General features: G+C 44.3%; 14 protein-coding genes. 5 read left to right on the top strand and 9 right to left on the bottom strand.

Going from position 1 to position 16,095, the window contains the following annotated elements; genetic code table 11:
- Positions 1–4 precede the first annotated feature (4 nt).
- The 4 genes from rbsD to recA all read right to left on the bottom strand — a co-directional run bounded on the left by rbsD (position 5) and on the right by recA (position 3,753).
- Positions 5–433: a D-ribose pyranase gene (rbsD, locus tag FRZ06_05185; GenBank protein QOX62782.1), complete on the bottom strand. Its 429-nt coding sequence runs from the start codon at positions 431–433 to the stop codon at positions 5–7.
- Positions 430–1,377, bottom strand: a complete 948-nt coding sequence (rbsK, locus tag FRZ06_05190; GenBank protein QOX62783.1) for a ribokinase — start codon at positions 1,375–1,377, stop codon at positions 430–432. Before rbsK ends, rbsD begins: the two co-directional genes overlap by 4 nt.
- Positions 1,378–1,439: 62 nt before the next feature.
- Entirely contained in the window at positions 1,440–2,456 is a 1,017-nt protein-coding gene (locus FRZ06_05195) for a LacI family transcriptional regulator (protein ID QOX65837.1), read from the bottom strand.
- Positions 2,457–2,709: 253 nt separating this feature from the next.
- Positions 2,710–3,753 (bottom strand): recombinase RecA, encoded by a 1,044-nt coding sequence (gene recA / locus FRZ06_05200; GenBank protein QOX62784.1) that lies wholly within the window; start codon positions 3,751–3,753, stop codon positions 2,710–2,712.
- Positions 3,754–4,206: 453 nt separating this feature from the next.
- Between recA and FRZ06_05205 the strand changes: the two genes are divergently transcribed.
- Complete coding sequence (locus FRZ06_05205) at positions 4,207–5,052, top strand: LysM peptidoglycan-binding domain-containing protein (protein ID QOX62785.1); 846 nt, start codon at positions 4,207–4,209, stop codon at positions 5,050–5,052.
- Between the two features lie 126 nt (positions 5,053–5,178).
- Here the strand turns inward: FRZ06_05205 and FRZ06_05210 are convergent, their stop codons facing one another.
- The 5 genes from FRZ06_05210 to FRZ06_05230 form a co-directional block, all read right to left on the bottom strand.
- The gene (locus tag FRZ06_05210) at positions 5,179–6,048 is read right to left on the bottom strand and encodes an AraC family transcriptional regulator (protein QOX62786.1); all 870 of its coding nucleotides are present in this window, start codon (positions 6,046–6,048) and stop codon (positions 5,179–5,181) included.
- Between the two features lie 154 nt (positions 6,049–6,202).
- Positions 6,203–7,444: a competence/damage-inducible protein A gene (locus tag FRZ06_05215; protein QOX62787.1), complete on the bottom strand. Its 1,242-nt coding sequence runs from the start codon at positions 7,442–7,444 to the stop codon at positions 6,203–6,205.
- A 118-nt stretch (positions 7,445–7,562) separates the two neighbouring features.
- Complete coding sequence (gene pgsA / locus FRZ06_05220; GenBank protein QOX62788.1) at positions 7,563–8,090, bottom strand: CDP-diacylglycerol--glycerol-3-phosphate 3-phosphatidyltransferase; 528 nt, start codon at positions 8,088–8,090, stop codon at positions 7,563–7,565.
- A 1-nt stretch (position 8,091) separates the two neighbouring features.
- Positions 8,092–9,408 carry a 30S ribosomal protein S12 methylthiotransferase RimO gene (gene rimO / locus FRZ06_05225; GenBank protein ID QOX62789.1) on the bottom strand — a complete coding sequence of 439 codons (1,317 nt, stop codon included), beginning with the start codon at positions 9,406–9,408 and terminating at the stop codon, positions 8,092–8,094.
- An 85-nt stretch (positions 9,409–9,493) separates the two neighbouring features.
- Complete coding sequence (locus FRZ06_05230) at positions 9,494–11,590, bottom strand: DNA translocase FtsK (protein QOX65838.1); 2,097 nt, start codon at positions 11,588–11,590, stop codon at positions 9,494–9,496.
- 875 nt (positions 11,591–12,465) lie between these two features.
- Between FRZ06_05230 and FRZ06_05235 the strand changes: the two genes are divergently transcribed.
- The 4 genes from FRZ06_05235 to FRZ06_05250 all read left to right on the top strand — a co-directional run bounded on the left by FRZ06_05235 (position 12,466) and on the right by FRZ06_05250 (position 16,055).
- The gene (locus FRZ06_05235) at positions 12,466–13,461 is read left to right on the top strand and encodes an aspartate-semialdehyde dehydrogenase (protein QOX62790.1); all 996 of its coding nucleotides are present in this window, start codon (positions 12,466–12,468) and stop codon (positions 13,459–13,461) included.
- A 42-nt stretch (positions 13,462–13,503) separates the two neighbouring features.
- Positions 13,504–14,382 (top strand): 4-hydroxy-tetrahydrodipicolinate synthase, encoded by an 879-nt coding sequence (locus FRZ06_05240; protein ID QOX62791.1) that lies wholly within the window; start codon positions 13,504–13,506, stop codon positions 14,380–14,382.
- Positions 14,383–14,613: 231 nt separating this feature from the next.
- Positions 14,614–15,366, top strand: coding sequence for a 4-hydroxy-tetrahydrodipicolinate reductase (locus FRZ06_05245; protein QOX62792.1), 753 nt, complete (start codon positions 14,614–14,616; stop codon positions 15,364–15,366).
- 101 nt (positions 15,367–15,467) lie between these two features.
- Complete coding sequence (locus tag FRZ06_05250) at positions 15,468–16,055, top strand: hypothetical protein (GenBank protein QOX62793.1); 588 nt, start codon at positions 15,468–15,470, stop codon at positions 16,053–16,055.
- Positions 16,056–16,095 lie beyond the last annotated feature (40 nt).

Genomic DNA, 16,095 nt, shown 5'->3' on the forward strand with positions numbered 1-16,095 from the left:
CGCATCAGAATACCACTCCGGATACCAGAATGATATTGCTGTAAGGGGTGAATTCACCGGTTCTGATTACGGCTTTGCTTTCTGCTGTTCTGCTTTTAAAAACTTCATGAGTAACATACTCTGTTTCGACCTTTATCCCCGACTCTGCTTCCATTAGTTTTACAAGGGATAAGATTCCATCATGGATTTTTATGCTTTCAGGGCCTGCTGTTTTTAGTTCTTCGGCTAAAATGATTTTCTCGATACATAATTCCGACAAAACAGTTTTTAATACCGTAAAGAAATCTGGAACTCCTCTTGTTATCGCCAGATCAATTTCTGAAACACCCTGCGGGACGGGTAACCCTGCATCGCCGATTACAATTTGATCCTTATGTCGCATACAGGAAATCTGGTGACTGATGTTTGAATTCAATAGAATGCTTTTTTTCATTCAGTTTCTCCTCTTGAATCTATCTGCTGTAATTTAATCCATTCATCAAAAGCTTCGACCTCCTCCAAATGAGGCAGAGAGGTTTGCGCTCCCTTTTTTGTAACTGTCATTGCTGCGACCTTCATAGAAAACCCAATCGCATCAGCTAGCGCTCTTCCGTTGCTGAGAGAAACCGCAAGTGCAGCACTAAAGCTGTCGCCCGCGGCGGTGGTGTCCACGGCATTGACCTGATGTGCTCGATAATGGGTTGCTTCTTCGCCTTTCATATGAACACAGCCCATGGAACCAATGGTTATGACCAACTCCTTAACGCCTCTTGCTATGAGGATTTTTCCAGCTAATAGGATATTTTCAATGGAATCGGTTCTGTGACCACTTAAATATTCCAGTTCTGTTTCATTTGGTGTCAAAATATCGACCAGCGATAAAATGTCATCGTCAAGATCTGCCGCCGGCGCTGGATTTAAGATGGTCTTTTTACCACTTGAACGCGCGATTTTCAATGCAGTGCGAACACTGTCAATGGGTGTCTCAAGCTGTGAAAGTACAATATCAGATGCCGCGATGACAGTTCGTAACGCTTCTACATCCTCTGAAGTCAGGTGATAATTCGCTCCGGGAGCTACCGTTATAGCATTGTTTCCGGATGCTTCGACGATAATAGAAGCAACTCCTGTGGACTGCGTTTGCTTGATTAATATATTTTCTATATTTACACCGTCCTGCTTTAGTGAGTTTAGGAGGCGTTTTCCAAAGTCATCCTCACCCACACAGCCGATCAGAATTACTTCGGCTCCCAGCCGGGCTGCAGCATCAGCTTGATTTGCCCCTTTTCCCCCTGGTATTTGCTGTAGGTTTTTGCCGAGCACAGTTTCTCCTGGGCGCGGTATCTTATCCGCAGATATTACAAGATCCATATTCAGACTGCCAACTACAGTAATCATCGTTCTCCTTTCGCGGAAATGCTGTGAGTTTTTTTCAGCAAACTTATAAAAGCCGAGCTGATTTATCTCGTTGATTCCCTAATCGTTAATTCTGTTCCCAAGATTGCTTTTTCAGCATCATGAGCTTCTCTTTGTTCCCCGTGACCTTCAATTGAATTAATTAGAAGCTCAGCGGCCTTATATCCCATCTCGTAGTTGGGTTGCTTAATCGTCGTAAGTGATGGCTCAACGATACTGGACATATAGATATCATCAAAACCCATCACACCGATATCATCCGGTACTTTTAACCCGGCTTCTTTTAGGGCTTTCATTGCACCGATGGCAATCAAATCGTTGCCGCCAAAAATTGCATCAAAGGGGATTCCTTCTCTGAGAAATTCCTTCGTTGCATCTGATCCCCATTGACTCTTGTATTCTCCTATTTTGATATAACGCTGGCTGCATTCCAAGTTGCTTTCTTCCAATGCTTTTTTGTAGCCTTCTAAACGATCCTGAGCTGTTTGAGTATTCATAGAGCCTGCAATATACGCGATTTTTCGGTATCCTTTGCTCAAAAGATAATTCACCGCCATCTGAGAGGCTTTTGTATTATCAACCAGAACCTTACCGATAACATTCGGAAGATCATAATCTCGGTCTATCAGGATTATGGGTACTTGGCATCTTTTCAGCCGCTCCGTGCTGCCTTTTCTGTCGGCGGAATGGGTGAATATAATTCCGTCCACCATCTTTTCGGTCAAAATATCTACATAAGAATCCTCTCGGATGAGATTATCGTCTGTATTGCAGTAAATAATACTATATCTTGACTTACTTGCCCTATCTTCTGCACCCCTTGCAATTTCGGGGAAAAATGGGTTTACTATGTCAGGCATGATCAAACCAATGGTTCTGGTATGTCTTGTTACCAGGCTCCGTGCCATGGTATTGGGAATATAATTTCTTTTCTTTGCAATTTCCAGAACACGGTTTCTAGTTGCTTCGCTGATGTTCTTATCCTTATTGTTCAGAATCATCGATACCGTAGCTGTGGAAACTTCCGCTTCCTTTGCAATTTCTTTGATTGTGACCTGCATTTTGACCATTTTGACCACCCTGTTTTTCAAATGTAATGTTTAGTTAAACGTTTAACTTGAATATATTTTACTACATTTGGTTTTCAATTTCAATAGGTAAAGTAAAATAAAAAATGGCAATGACGGAATAACACTTCCATCAATATTTTCTACACAACAAAAAAAGGAATGCAAAAGCATTCCTAAAATATTGATTTTTCTATTGCACCTAGTTCCTCACCGGACAATGCCTAGACGTAAATATTACCGAGTACTAATCTTCGATAATAACTCCATCTTCATCTACGTTCATTGGCTTTTCTACTTTGATGCTGCTCATGAGACGCTCTTCAATCTGTGCGAGGATAGCTTTGTTCTCTGCCAAAAAGTTTTTGACGTTTTCTCTTCCTTGCCCGATCCGGTCTCCGTTGAAGCTGTACCAGGATCCTGCTTTCTCCACAATTTTGGCTTCTACTGCACAGTCGAGAACATCACCTTCTCTCGATATCCCCTGACCATACATAATATCAAACTCTGCCTGCTTGAAAGGCGGTGCAACCTTATTTTTTACAATTTTAACTCTGGTACGATTACCTAAAACGGCATCGCCTGATTTAATGCTTTCTATTTTTCTGACGTCCAGACGCATGGAGGCATAAAACTTCAGTGCTCTTCCTCCTGTAGTTACTTCGGGATTTCCGAACATGATGCCGACTTTTTCACGAAGCTGATTGATGAAAATCGCGGAGGTATTGGATTTGTTGATTGCCCCTGCTAACTTTCTGAGCGCCTGAGACATAAGACGTGCTTGCAAACCAACATGACTGTCTCCCATTTCTCCTTGAATTTCCGCTTTTGGAACGAGTGCAGCAACTGAGTCGACAACGACCACATCAATGGCTCCGCTCCGAACCAGCATTTCACAAATTTCGAGGGCTTGTTCTCCTGTATCCGGCTGAGAAACCAGCAGTTCGTTGACGTCAACACCAAGATTCTTTGCATATTCCGGATCGAGGGCGTGCTCCGCATCGATGAACGCAGCCTTGCCTCCCATTTTTTGAGCCTCCGCCACAATATGAAGCGTGAGGGTTGTTTTACCGGAGGATTCAGGCCCATAAATTTCAATAATTCTACCCCTTGGAATCCCTCCTATGCCGCTAGCGATATCCAGGCTTACGGCACCGGTAGGAATTGCTTCAATGCTCATGTTGGCTGCTTCACTGCCAAGTTTCATGATAGCACCCTTGCCAAACTGCTTTTGAATCTGAAGCATTGCCGCTTCCAGGGCTTTATCCTTATCTTCTTTATTGATCGCCATTTAAAATCCTCCTGTTTTATGTTTCTTCATGATAGATCGGAACGATCTATATGGAATTGATGAGCAAAACCGAACATTTGTTCTATCAGTATCATAATATAAGACGCTCCCTGGGTCAAGTCTTTTTTTATGGGGGCTGCCTGCTGTTTCATGCAGGATATAGAGAATAAGCGCGCTTGTATTATCTGCTATATGGTATAGCTTAACACAGAAAATTCTAAATGTAAATATTTTCCTTTTGGATTCTGATGAATAATTTTCTTGGTTTACCCAATCCTTCCTTGCATGCGCATACTTACCAATAGATATCTGGAGGATTCTGAATTAAAATAGTAGACAGAGCCGAGTCTTTGACAGAAGAACCGGGGACACTGTTCTTTTGGAACGATCAATACTGCCGGGTACACAGGTGCTAACCCGTCGCCAGACCCGGAAGACAAAAGGAGGAACAAAATGCTCAATGAAAAAAAGATCAGAACTGTCATTCTGACCGCAGCGGCAGCTTGCTGTATCACGTTGTCTTCAGCTGGAGCGGTTTATGCGGATTCGCCGGCGGTGTACACGGTCGTAAAAGGAGATTCCCTATTTAAAATAGGCCAAGTCTTTTTTACCGACACAGGTACATTGATGAAGAAGAACAATCTGACGACATCCTCTTTGAACATCGGACAGGAACTAAAGGTTTCCTGCAGAACCTATACGGTAAAAAAGGGAGACTCCTTGTATCTGCTTTCGCAGAAGTTCAAGATCTCACTGGATCAATTGAGAAAGGCTAACAACCTCTATACCGATACGCTAAACATCGGACAGGTATTAAATTTACCGGGGACAGAGATTGAAACAGCGTCCAATACTCCGGGCACAGAGTCTGAAACTGATGGGGCTCCAGGTACAGAAATAGAGGGGGCTGAGAATACATCTGACAGCGGAACCTACACCCAAGCTGAAATTGATCTGTTATCGCGGCTGATTCATGCAGAAGCTCAAGGCGAGTCCTATGAAACAAAAGTGGCAGTAGGCGCTGTAGTGGTAAATCGAATGGAGAGCGGATTATTCCCGACAACGATTAATGGAGTGATCTACCAAAATATCAACGGATATTATCAGTTTACTCCTGTTGTTAACGGCTGGATTAACAAACTGGCTGATGATGAAGCGGTCAAAGCAGCAAGTGAAGCCCTTGAGGGAGCAGATCCGTCAAAAGGAGCGCTGTTTTATTATGATACAGGGACAACAAATCAATGGATCCTTTCCAAACCTGTTACTGCAAAAATCGGTAATATGGTTTTCGCGCTATAACGATACCAGTAATATTGTTTTCGCTTGATGACTCCTATGCAAATTGGCGGCAGCAGAAAGAATAGATTGTTATATAGTGTTCTTCTGCTGCCGAATTTTTTTCGCGCTATTCAGCAAGGACTGCTTTTACTTTTTCTTAACAGGAATCCAAATTTCACTTTTATAATCAGGAACACTGGTATCCTTCTGTTCATTCCAGAGGATCTCCGGACCTTCGGAAAGCTCATAACCAGAGACGGTAAACCACTCTGCGAAAATTCTGGCCCAGGTTTCCTGAAGCGCATCAGGAAATTTCCCTACTACGGTAAATACCGCCCACGCGGTTGCTGGTACTTCAAGCGTTTGCCAGCGGCCCGCTTCTTTTCCCAAGGCGGCAACACCGATAACATGATCGATTTCCGTGCCTTCTTCTCTTCCTCCTGTAAAATTCAGAGTCGCACTGATAAAACCGCGGGGCTCAGTGCTAGACAGTCCTTTTAGTTCCGTGATATCGTCCATGGTAAGACTTGACCACATCTCGGCAATTTCAGGATTGACTCCCTGATATTTCAGTGCTACTTTCTTTCTAAGTCCGATGACTTGAAACGCTTCTTTTTCAACAATTCGATAATCCATTTCATTTCCTCCTTTTATGGTGAGCTGGAAGGTCATTGGAGGAACCGCTTTCAATTGAGTACCTTTCTTTCTGGCTTCTTTTGGTGTTACGCCATGGAGTGATTGAAAGGCCCTGGCAAAGGAATCCGGCGAATCATAACCATATTTTATTGCAGCATCTATAATTTTAATATCACTGCTGCTGATTTCCAAAGCAGCCTGGGCTAGGCGTCTGCGTCTGACATATTCACTCAGAGAAATTCCGCTTAAAAAGGAAAACATCCTTCTGAAATGATATTCCGAGCAGCATGCGATCTGCGCCGCCTTACCAAAGTCGATTTCTGAGTCTAAATTTGCCTCAATATATTTCATAGCAAGATTCAATTGTTTCAGCGATTCCATAACAACTCCTCCTTTTGATCTCATCATAACAAAGGAAACAGGAACGAACCCGACAATTTCAGTATGGATTTTGACGCTTTTTGAATAAATAATAGGCCGTCTCCCGGTTCGGAGACAGCCCTTACTTAATTCTTATTCAATCCACCGATTTCGATTATAACCTTTGATCGATAAGGCGATTAACGATGTCAAGCATGCATAAAACCGTGTAATTTCGGTTCCATTTTCTGCTGATGTTCCGAACCTGAATCTTTTTGCTGATCCTCTTATCGTCAAGGATTGCGCTGATATAAACCAGACCGACAGGTTTTTCTTCGGTTCCTCCATCGGGCCCTGCGATTCCTGTTACGGAAATACAGAGTCTTGTTTCGGTGGCCTTTTTCAGCCCTTCCGCCATTTCAATGGCCGTTTCTTCGCTTACTGCACCATATTGGGAAAGGGTCTCCTGCCGGACACCCAGCTCTTCCATCTTTGCCTTGTTGCTGTAGGTTACAATCCCTCTGTCAAAGACTGCTGATATTCCCGGCACCTCTGTAAGCGTCTGTGCGAAAAGTCCTCCCGTACAGGATTCAGCACAGGAGAAGGTTATGTTTTTGTCAAGAAGCTTTTTCCCCACCACGAGATAGAACTCCTCATCGTCATAGCTGTAAACATACGGACCGATTTTTTCATTCACCTGCTCAATCATGTCCTCCACTGCTGCTTTTGCTTCCTCCAGTGTAGGTCGTTTTGATGTGATTCTGAGGCAAGCTTCACCTTCTTTGGCATAGGTGGCCAGGGTTGGATCCGTCTGTCCGTCAATCCACTGCTGCAGATCGGATTCCAGCTTGGATTCTCCGATTCCAAAGGTGCGAAGCTGCTTATAAAAAATCACGCTGTCTGTTTTTGCTTCCAGATAGGGCTTCACTCTTCTTTGAAACATGCGAGTCATTTCTCTTGGCGGCCCCGGCAAACAAATGATGGTTTTTCCGTTTTCCTCAAGGGCAAAGCCGGGTGCTGTTCCGGCGTCATTATCAAAGATGTCTGCTCTGGAAGGCAGATAAACCTGCTTTTTGTTATTTTCTGTCATTTCACGGTTGATTCTTATGAAATAATCCTCAAGATCCTTCAACAGGTCCTCATGGAGGATTAGCTCATCATGGAGAACCTCTGCTGCAATTTCTTTCGTAAGATCGTCCTGTGTGGGCCCCAGCCCTCCTGTTGTTATGATTAGATCACAGTCGGTGAACGCCTGACGAATCATTTCTGCAAGGCGCTTCGGATTATCTCCTACTGTGTAGTGGTACATCACATCAATCCCCAGCAGGTTCAGCTGCTGAGATAAAAATACAGAGTTGGTATTCGTGATTTGACCGAAAAGCAATTCTGTTCCGACACTTAATATTGCTGATTTCATCTTTCTTTGTACTCTTCTTTCTCTAATCTGTCTGTATTCTATTCTAGTTTTTTTCTTTATTCTTTCTCAAGTACTTCTATTCTAGCAGGACTTTTACTTTTGATTTTTATTCCTTTATCTACATTGAAAAAACACTTTTGTTTTTGATTACGTATTCAATTCCGGAAATAATGGTCATGATCACCGATGCCCAAAGCATGATCTCTGCAAACGGAAAGCCGATGAGCGAAAACGGCCAGTTTTGCAGAAGCAGCGCAGGAACGGCAATCATTTGCAGAACGGTTTTAAACTTTCCAGACCATCCGGCAGCAATGACGATTCCTTGAGCAGCCGCAACTGTACGTAATCCTGTTATGGTAAACTCCCTTGCCAAAATTACAATTACCATCCAGCCGGCAATATCACCAAGCTCCACGAGACAAACGAGCGCAGAAAGCACAAGCATCTTATCCGCCAGCGGATCCATTATCTTTCCAAAGTTTGTAACAAGATTATACTTTCTTGCGATATAGCCATCGAGTGCATCTGTTGAGGAGGCAAGAATGAAAATGATCGCTGAGATATAATAGTGACCTGTCATGAGGACTATTATAAACACCGGAATTAATATTATTCGAAGCATGGTCAGTTTGTTGGGCAAATTCATATTATTCCTCCGTTCTGCCGACGAGATCATAATCAAAGGCGTCAGTGATTCTGACATTGACGATGTCCCCGGGCATACATAAAAAATCCGACGAGAAAAGAACTGTATTATCGATTTCAGGGGCATCGTATCTGCTTCGGCCTGTATAGCTTCCGTCTTCCTCGGCCTCTTCCACCAGAACCTCAAGCAGAGTTCCAATTTTCTGCTCGTTTGAAGAAAGCGCAATTTCCAGCTGCTTTGTCATCAAAAGATCCTTTCGTTTTTGCTTCGTATCTTCACGAACCTGATTCGCCATTTTCGAAGCAGGTGTTCCCTCTTCCTTGGAGTAGGTAAAGACGCCAAGACGTTCAAATTTCTGACTCTCTATAAACTCGATCAGTTCCTGAAAATCATCCTTGTCTTCGCCGGGAAAGCCGGTAATCAGCGTCGTTCTAATGTGAATATCGGGCATTGCCTTTCGCAGCCTGCCGATGGTATTTAGGATGGAAGCTTTTGTGGATCTTCTGTGCATGGACCTTAGAATCTTGTCGCTGACATGCTGAATCGGAATATCGATATAATGGCAGACCTTTTCTTCTGTGGCCATCACCTCAATGAGCTCATCGGTGATCCGGTCTTCGTAGCAGTACATCAGTCTGATCCACTGGATTCCCTCCACACGGCAAAGTTCTTTGACCAGTTTTGCAAGCCGAAGCTCCTTATAAAGATCAAGGCCATAAGCCGTAACATCCTGGGCGATGAGAATCAGCTCCTTGCAGCCGTCTTCTGCGAGCTGACGAGCCTCTTTTAGTATATCCTCCATTTTTTTGCTGCGGTAAGGTCCTCGAATGGATGGAATAACACAGTAGGCACATACGTTGTTGCACCCCTCAGCAATCTTGATCGTCGCGCTGTATCCGTTGTCTGTTCTTTTTCGATATCCTGTTTCCAGAAAGCCCTTTTCATAGACGCTGAAATACTTTTCTCGTTTTCCCTTAACATGGTTGTTAAGTATTTCCGGAAGTGCAGGATAGTCATTTACACCAAGGAAAATATCAACCTCGGGCATTTCCTTGTAGAGCTCTTCTCCATACCGCTGAGACAGGCAGCCGGATACAATGAGGATCCCACCGTTCTTTTTATATTCTGTCATATCGAAGATTCTTCCGATGGATTCCTTCTTTGCATCGTTAATGAAGCCACAGGTGTTGACCATGATTCCGTCTGCTTCCGCCGGACTCTTAACGATTACATGTCCTGCTGCCTCCAGAATGCCTGCCGCTGTTTCCGAATCGCTGGCGTTCTTCGCGCAGCCTAATGTTTCTATATATATATTCATGAATACCTCTTCCCATTTTAATTGTTCTCTTTAAATTTTTCAGATGATCAGATGTGTGCACGGCATGAATCAACGATTCCCTAGCTTAAAGGTCCTCGGTTTCTGCAGACAATCCGAGAAACTCATCTTCTGTCATGAGTACGCTGCGGGGTCTGCTGCCGTCAGCCGGGCCTATAATCCCGCGGGCTTCCATCATGTCCACGAGCCTTGCAGCACGGTTGTATCCGATGCGGAATCTTCTTTGGAGCATGGAAACGGAAGCCTGTTTCGCTCTGACGACGGTTTCAATCGCATCGGAAAGCAGCTCGTCCGTGTCCTCATCATTGGCAGAAGTCTGTACCTTTTCGATGCTGTGGATTACATCATTTGCGTATTCCGTTTCAGGAGACTGGCTCTTGACAAATTCGATGACCTTATGTACTTCCGAGTCGGAGATAAAGGTTCCCTGGACACGATAAGGTTTCGCATTGCCCATGGGATTGAAGAGCATGTCCCCTTTTCCTACAAGCCGTTCTGCTCCCGCCATATCCAGTATGGTTCTCGAATCAAACTGAGAGGATACGGCAAATGCGATCCGGGAAGGAATATTGGCTTTAATAACACCGGTGATAATGTCAACAGAAGGCCTCTGGGTTGCGACGATGAGGTGCATTCCCGCAGCTCTGGCCATCTGAGCAAGTCTGCAGATGGATTCTTCAACCTGAGACGGTGCTGCCATCATCAGATCAGCAAGCTCGTCGATAATGATGACGATCTGAGGCAGGAAGCGATCATCTTCTCCCTTCCCTTTGACACTGTTGTTGTAGGACTCCAGATCCCGGACTCCCTCTTCGGCAAATTTTTTATAGCGGTCTGTCATTTCAGCAACGGCCCAGTTAAGGGCAGCTGCTGCTTTGCTTGGGTCTGTGACGACTGGAATCAACAGATGCGGAATTCCGTTGTAATTGCCAAGCTCCACCACCTTCGGGTCAATGAGCACAAACTTTACCTCATCTGGCTTTGCCTTGTAAAGCATACTGATGATGATACTGTTGATACATACGCTCTTTCCCGAACCTGTTGATCCGGCAATCAGCATATGGGGCATGCTTTTTAGATCCGCGACGATGGCTTTGCCGGCAATGTCCTTGCCCACAGCAAAGGTGATCTTTGATTTTGCTGTCTTAAACTCACTGGATTCTATGATTTCTCGCAGTGCGACGAGATGTACTCTATCATTTTCCACTTCGATGCCTACCGCAGCTTTTCCGGGGATCGGCGCTTCGATACGGATACTTTTTGCTTCCAGATTCAGCGCAATGTCGTCGCCAAGACGAACGATGCTGCTGACCTTGACCCCAGTGCTGGGCTGGATTTCATACCGTGTAACGGCAGGTCCTTTGGTAACCTGTACCACTTTTGCATTTACGTTAAAATCCTTTAGTGTCTGTTCCAATTTGGCTGCCTTTGCCTTCAGGCTTTCCGTCTCTCCCATATTGTTGCTGGAAGGTCCCTTGGCTAGCAAATCAGACGAGGGAAGCTGAAATGGCTTTAATGAAGTCCCGCCGATTTTGATGTTCAGCTCTTCTACTTTTACGGGAGCTGCCTCTTTTTGGGGCGTTAAACCGGATGCTTTCACTGGCTCCTGCCCTTCGGTTTTCACAGGAGCTTCCTCTCCTTTTGCAGGCGATTCAGGACTCTTATATTCTTTGATTGCCGGCGCTTCTGCCCCTTCTCCGTCAAGCCCCATACCAGGCACACTGATCTTAATCTCTTCCAGTCCAAAATCGTGCTTTCCTTTTTCTCCAGCAGCTTTTTCAAAGAGCTCTTCATCCTTCATATAATCAAGGATCTTGAGCTGGTTTCCGGAAACAGGTCCTGCCGCAGCTGCTGTGGAGATGGGAGGCAGTTCGATGGTGGAACGCTTGTACTCTTTATTCTCGAACGGATGAATTTTTTCGTGATCTGTTATAATTTTAGATGCTGCAGCACGCTTCCCTTTTTCCTTGGCAAGCGGCTCTTTTTGAGCTTGCTCCTGCTCCTCCCAGCTCTCCTCCTCAAGGATTGCTGCTTCGGCTGCTGCCAGTTTTCTGGCCTGTCTTCGCTCCTGCCATGCATCAAGGAATTGAGAAACCGGTGTGTTGATTACCAGCATGACCGAGATCAGGGTTACTACGATAGATAGTATGTACAGTCCCGTCATTCCTATGATTTTGACAAGGAGATAACCCACCGTCATCCCGAATGCACCGCCGGTTTTTAGTTTGGCTCCCTGTGTAAACATCTGCCCGATAAACTGAAAAGAGAAGCGGTAGTCAGATCCCTCACCTAGAAAACGAGCCGAATTCAGCAAGGTCATCATCAGGAAGATCAGAAACAGAAAAAATACCGAACGCCCGCTGATATGTGCGGTACGCTTTGCAAACAGCAGTAGACCGTAAAGGATCAAATAATAGGGCAATACAAATGCGATTGCTCCAAATAAACCCTTCATCAGCTTGGAGATCATAAGTCCGAATTGCCCTGCAGCTTCTGTCTGCAATGAGACTACCAGAAAAGCACCGATTGCTAAAATGATGATTGCCCAGATTTCATCTCTGAGTCTTCCTCCCGCTGCAGTTACAGTTGTACCTCGTGTCTGACCGTTCCCTTTATTTGATTTTGGTTTGTTTTTTGATCCGGGGGGTCTCCCCCTTTTCTTTTTCTCTTCTGCCATAAATCAATACCCTCTTATTTCTATATCAAGTTTCTGTTTTTCCAGTTAAACTGCAAAACTTTCCACGGCCATTCTATTCCCTTTACAGGCTATATTGGTCGTCCATAATTATACCACAAATTTACTAAAAAAAAAGTATGGAAAAATACAAAAAAGTTCAACATTCTTTTTGAAATGTTATATAATATAATAATTATATCATCATCAAAGGCCGCCGCTCCGGCCTAACTCTCACCAAATATTCGGCGCGTAAAACAATAAAATCTGGGAATCGTAACTATCGTAGGCATATCGGAAGCGGGAAATGTAGATTCTCGGGATGATTCTGTTTATGATAATTTTACATATTGGAGGAATAAAAAATGAACAAAAAACCTAATTTAGCAATCGTAGGAGCTACAGGCCTTGTTGGCAGCACATTTCTGAAGGTACTTGAGGAAAGAGACTTTCCTTTTGAAAATCTATACATGATGGCGTCAGCAAAGTCTGCCGGCACGACAGTGACCTTTAAAGGAAAGGAGTACGTTGTTGAGGAACTGACGGAGACTTCTTTTGACAAACCAATCGATATCGCCCTATTCTCGGCAGGCGGTTCCGCAAGCGAGAAGTTTGCGCCTATCGCGGCGTCCAAGGGTGTGATTGTTGTTGATAACAGCAGCGCTTGGAGAATGGATCAAGAAGTGCCGCTCGTAGTTCCGGAAGTAAACGCAGGAGACATCAAGTGGAACAAAGGCATTATTGCGAACCCCAACTGTTCCACCATCCAGGCAGTGGTAGCACTGAAACCGCTTCAGGAGAAATATGGAATCAAGCGGATTGTTTACTCCACTTATCAGGCAGTTTCAGGGTCTGGCTTAAAGGGGATCAATGACCTCAAAGAAGGACTGCAGGGAAATGATATCAAAAAGGCTTACCCCCATGCGATAGCTGGCAATTGCCTGCCTCAGATCGATGTATTCCTGGAGAATGGTTACACCAAAGAAGAAATGAAAATGATCAACGAGACACACAAGATCATGGGTGATGAAACCATCAAGATTACTGCTACGACGGTTCGTGTGCCGGTATTTGACTCCCACAGTGAATCCATCAATGTCGAACTGGAAAAACCTTTTGAAGTGGAAGATGTGAAAAAACTGCTTTCAGAATCACAGGGCATCGTTCTTTTGGATGATCCCGAAAAATCTGTTTATCCTCTTGCACGAGATGCTGCCGGCAAGGATGAAGTATTTGTGGGAAGAGTACGCAGAGACTTCAGCGTAGAAAACGGCTTAAACCTGTGGGTTGTAGCGGATAATATCAGAAAAGGCGCAGCTACCAATGCGGTACAGATTGCGGAAGAGCTGATCAAGGGATAAGAATTAAAATTGAATAATTAAGTAAGAAGGATGTGAGTCTTCATGACACTTTTCACAGGCGCAGGTACTGCTATCGTAACGCCATTTAAAGACGGAGCGGTTGACTATCCCAGCCTGGGTCAGTTAATTGACTGGCAGATTTCTCAGGAGATCGACGCAATCGTTGTTTGCGGCACTACCGGAGAAGCTTCAACACTTAATGATAAAGAACACATTGAGACTGTTCAGTATACCATAGAAAAAGTAAACGGCAGAGTTCCTGTTATCGCAGGAGCCGGAAGCAATGATACCGCCCATGCCATATACATGTCACAAGAGCTTGAGGCTCTGGGCGCCGATGGTTTGCTGCAGGTTACTCCATACTACAATAAATGTACCCAAAAAGGGCTTATAGAACACTTTACCAAGATTGCAGATTCAGTTAGTATACCAATTATATTATACTCTGTTGCAGGAAGGACTGGCGTTAATATAAGCCCTTCTACTGTTTTTGAACTGGCAAAGCATCCCAAGGTTGCGGGAATTAAAGAAGCAAGCGGAAATATTTCACAGGTAGTAGAGATTGCCAAATGTGTTTCCAATGACTTTGCTCTCTATTCAGGCAACGATGATATGATTGTTCCCCTGCTTTCCGTTGGCGGCGTCGGTGTAATTTCTACCGTCTCCAATATAGTGCCAAAGGATACGCATCAGATGGTTATGAACTATCTGTATGGAGATACTAAGGAGGCGAGCAAATTGCAGCTTTCCATGAAGCATCTCATCGATGCAATGTTTGTTGAAGTCAATCCAATTCCAATCAAAGCCGCCCTTGCGCTGATGGGTAAAATCAGGATGGAATATCGCCTTCCACTTTGCCCGCCGGATGAAAAATCCATGGATCTTATCAAAAAGGAACTTACACTCTATGGCTTAATCTAAAAGTTGAATATTGCTTGATATGATACCATAAAAGAAATGAATGAACTGGAAAGAAATTGCTTAAATCTTATTGAAACGAGAATTTTAGGAGTATTGAAGGCTTTGCTGTCCATCTTGGCGGCAAAGCTTCAATGCCCTTCAAAAAAAGGCAAGCCTGAAATATACGTTGGCACCTTCCGTATATTTGCTATTCAACCTGTTTGAGAGGTGCGGAAAGAGGAGGTTTTTATCATGATGAACATTATTCTTCACGGTTGTAACGGCAAAATGGGCAAAACGTTACAGAGAATCATTGCCCAGGACCCCGATCTGACAGTCTCCGCCGGAATCGACAGCTTTATTGGAGAAGAGCCCGTGCCGTTCAAGTTTTACATGTCATCTGTTGACTGCGATGCAAAAGGTGATGTTGTCATCGACTTTTCCCATCATGAGGCGATCGAAGACCTCCTGCGTTTTTGTGTAAATTCCAAACTTCCGGTGGTTATCGCCACAACTGCTTTAAGTGATGAGGATCTGGAGAAGATTTCAAAGGCGTCTGAAGAAATACCGGTTTTCAGGTCTGCCAATATGTCGCTGGGCATCAACGTGTTGTCCAAGCTGATAAAGGCAGCAGTACCCGTATTGGAGGACGATTTTAATATTGAAATCATCGAGAAGCATCACTGCAAGAAGATTGACTCTCCCAGCGGAACCGCCCTGCTGCTTGCCGCTGCGATCAATGAAGCGACTGAAGAAAAAAAGGAATACATTTACGGAAGACATAGCAAGGATGATAACTGTAAACTGTCTGAAATCGGAATCCATGCAGTCCGCGGCGGCAGCATCCCCGGAGAACACACCGTAATCTTCGCCGGTCCCGATGAAGTCATTGAGCTGACCCATACGGTTTACTCAAAAGAGGTCTTTGCCAGGGGTGCATTGAAAGCTGCCAAGTTTATCGTCACCAAGGGAAACGGTCTCTACTCCATGGAAGATATGGTATAGGATTTAAGACCATAAGAATGGATCCGGCGGCATACCGGAAATGAAACTTTATCAGTAGTCCTACCGTCTAATCCTTTAATAATAGTAAGGAAGATGGGAATATGAGAAAAAGAATAAATGTAGGGTTGCAACTGGTACTCGCTGCTATCATTGTACTTTGCAGCACTAAGAGTGGATATGCGACTAGCTGGATCAAACTAGAACCAGCCGAGGTGGACCAACGTGCAGAGATTGTAGCTTATGGAACATATGATTTTTCTAAGGATATTAAAAAGTCTATCGATTATCATGGCTACTTCTCCCCCATTTCCTTTCAAGCTGAGAAGTATTACAGAGGTTCTGGCGAATCCTTGATTTTAACAGAAATTGATCCATTTGATATAGAAGATATCAAAACAGCACAGCAGGATGGAACATCATTCTTGCTGTTTTTAGAACCGGACAAGGAGGATGAAACCCTTCTGATTCCCATTGCAGGCCCCAACGGCATCATCGAAATTGCAGATGGAAAGCCCCGAACCGGAGATGCCGGAGAAGACGCTTACTATCGCAGCTTTCTTGAAACAACAGATTCGGTTGCTGCCAAGTCAGTTTTCGATACGGGGGATCCCCTGTTTATATTTGTGATCTTACTTTTAATTTCCAGCATTTTCGCGATTACTGCAAGGCTCAAATCCAAGGGCCGATGATGACAGATATGAATACAGCAAAAGAAAACGCCAGCAATGC

The sequence above is a fragment of the Clostridiales bacterium genome, assembly GCA_015243575.1.
Lineage (GTDB): Bacteria > Bacillota > Clostridia > Peptostreptococcales > Anaerovoracaceae > Anoxybacterium > Anoxybacterium hadale.

What these genes read in the sequence shown, in the direction of transcription:
- rbsD (QOX62782.1), bottom strand. Translation starts at nt 433, where the DNA reads ATGAAAAAAAGCATTCTATTGAATTCAAACATCAGTCACCAGATTTCC.
- rbsK (QOX62783.1), bottom strand. Translation starts at nt 1,377, where the DNA reads ATGATTACTGTAGTTGGCAGTCTGAATATGGATCTTGTAATATCTGCG.
- FRZ06_05195 (QOX65837.1), bottom strand. Translation starts at nt 2,456, where the DNA reads ATGCAGGTCACAATCAAAGAAATTGCAAAGGAAGCGGAAGTTTCCACA.
- recA (QOX62784.1), bottom strand. Translation starts at nt 3,753, where the DNA reads ATGGCGATCAATAAAGAAGATAAGGATAAAGCCCTGGAAGCGGCAATG.
- FRZ06_05205 (QOX62785.1), top strand. Translation starts at nt 4,207, where the DNA reads ATGCTCAATGAAAAAAAGATCAGAACTGTCATTCTGACCGCAGCGGCA.
- FRZ06_05210 (QOX62786.1), bottom strand. Translation starts at nt 6,048, where the DNA reads ATGGAATCGCTGAAACAATTGAATCTTGCTATGAAATATATTGAGGCA.
- FRZ06_05215 (QOX62787.1), bottom strand. Translation starts at nt 7,444, where the DNA reads ATGAAATCAGCAATATTAAGTGTCGGAACAGAATTGCTTTTCGGTCAA.
- pgsA (QOX62788.1), bottom strand. Translation starts at nt 8,090, where the DNA reads ATGAATTTGCCCAACAAACTGACCATGCTTCGAATAATATTAATTCCG.
- rimO (QOX62789.1), bottom strand. Translation starts at nt 9,408, where the DNA reads ATGAATATATATATAGAAACATTAGGCTGCGCGAAGAACGCCAGCGAT.
- FRZ06_05230 (QOX65838.1), bottom strand. Translation starts at nt 11,590, where the DNA reads ATGACGGGACTGTACATACTATCTATCGTAGTAACCCTGATCTCGGTC.
- FRZ06_05235 (QOX62790.1), top strand. Translation starts at nt 12,466, where the DNA reads ATGAACAAAAAACCTAATTTAGCAATCGTAGGAGCTACAGGCCTTGTT.
- FRZ06_05240 (QOX62791.1), top strand. Translation starts at nt 13,504, where the DNA reads ATGACACTTTTCACAGGCGCAGGTACTGCTATCGTAACGCCATTTAAA.
- FRZ06_05245 (QOX62792.1), top strand. Translation starts at nt 14,614, where the DNA reads ATGATGAACATTATTCTTCACGGTTGTAACGGCAAAATGGGCAAAACG.
- FRZ06_05250 (QOX62793.1), top strand. Translation starts at nt 15,468, where the DNA reads ATGAGAAAAAGAATAAATGTAGGGTTGCAACTGGTACTCGCTGCTATC.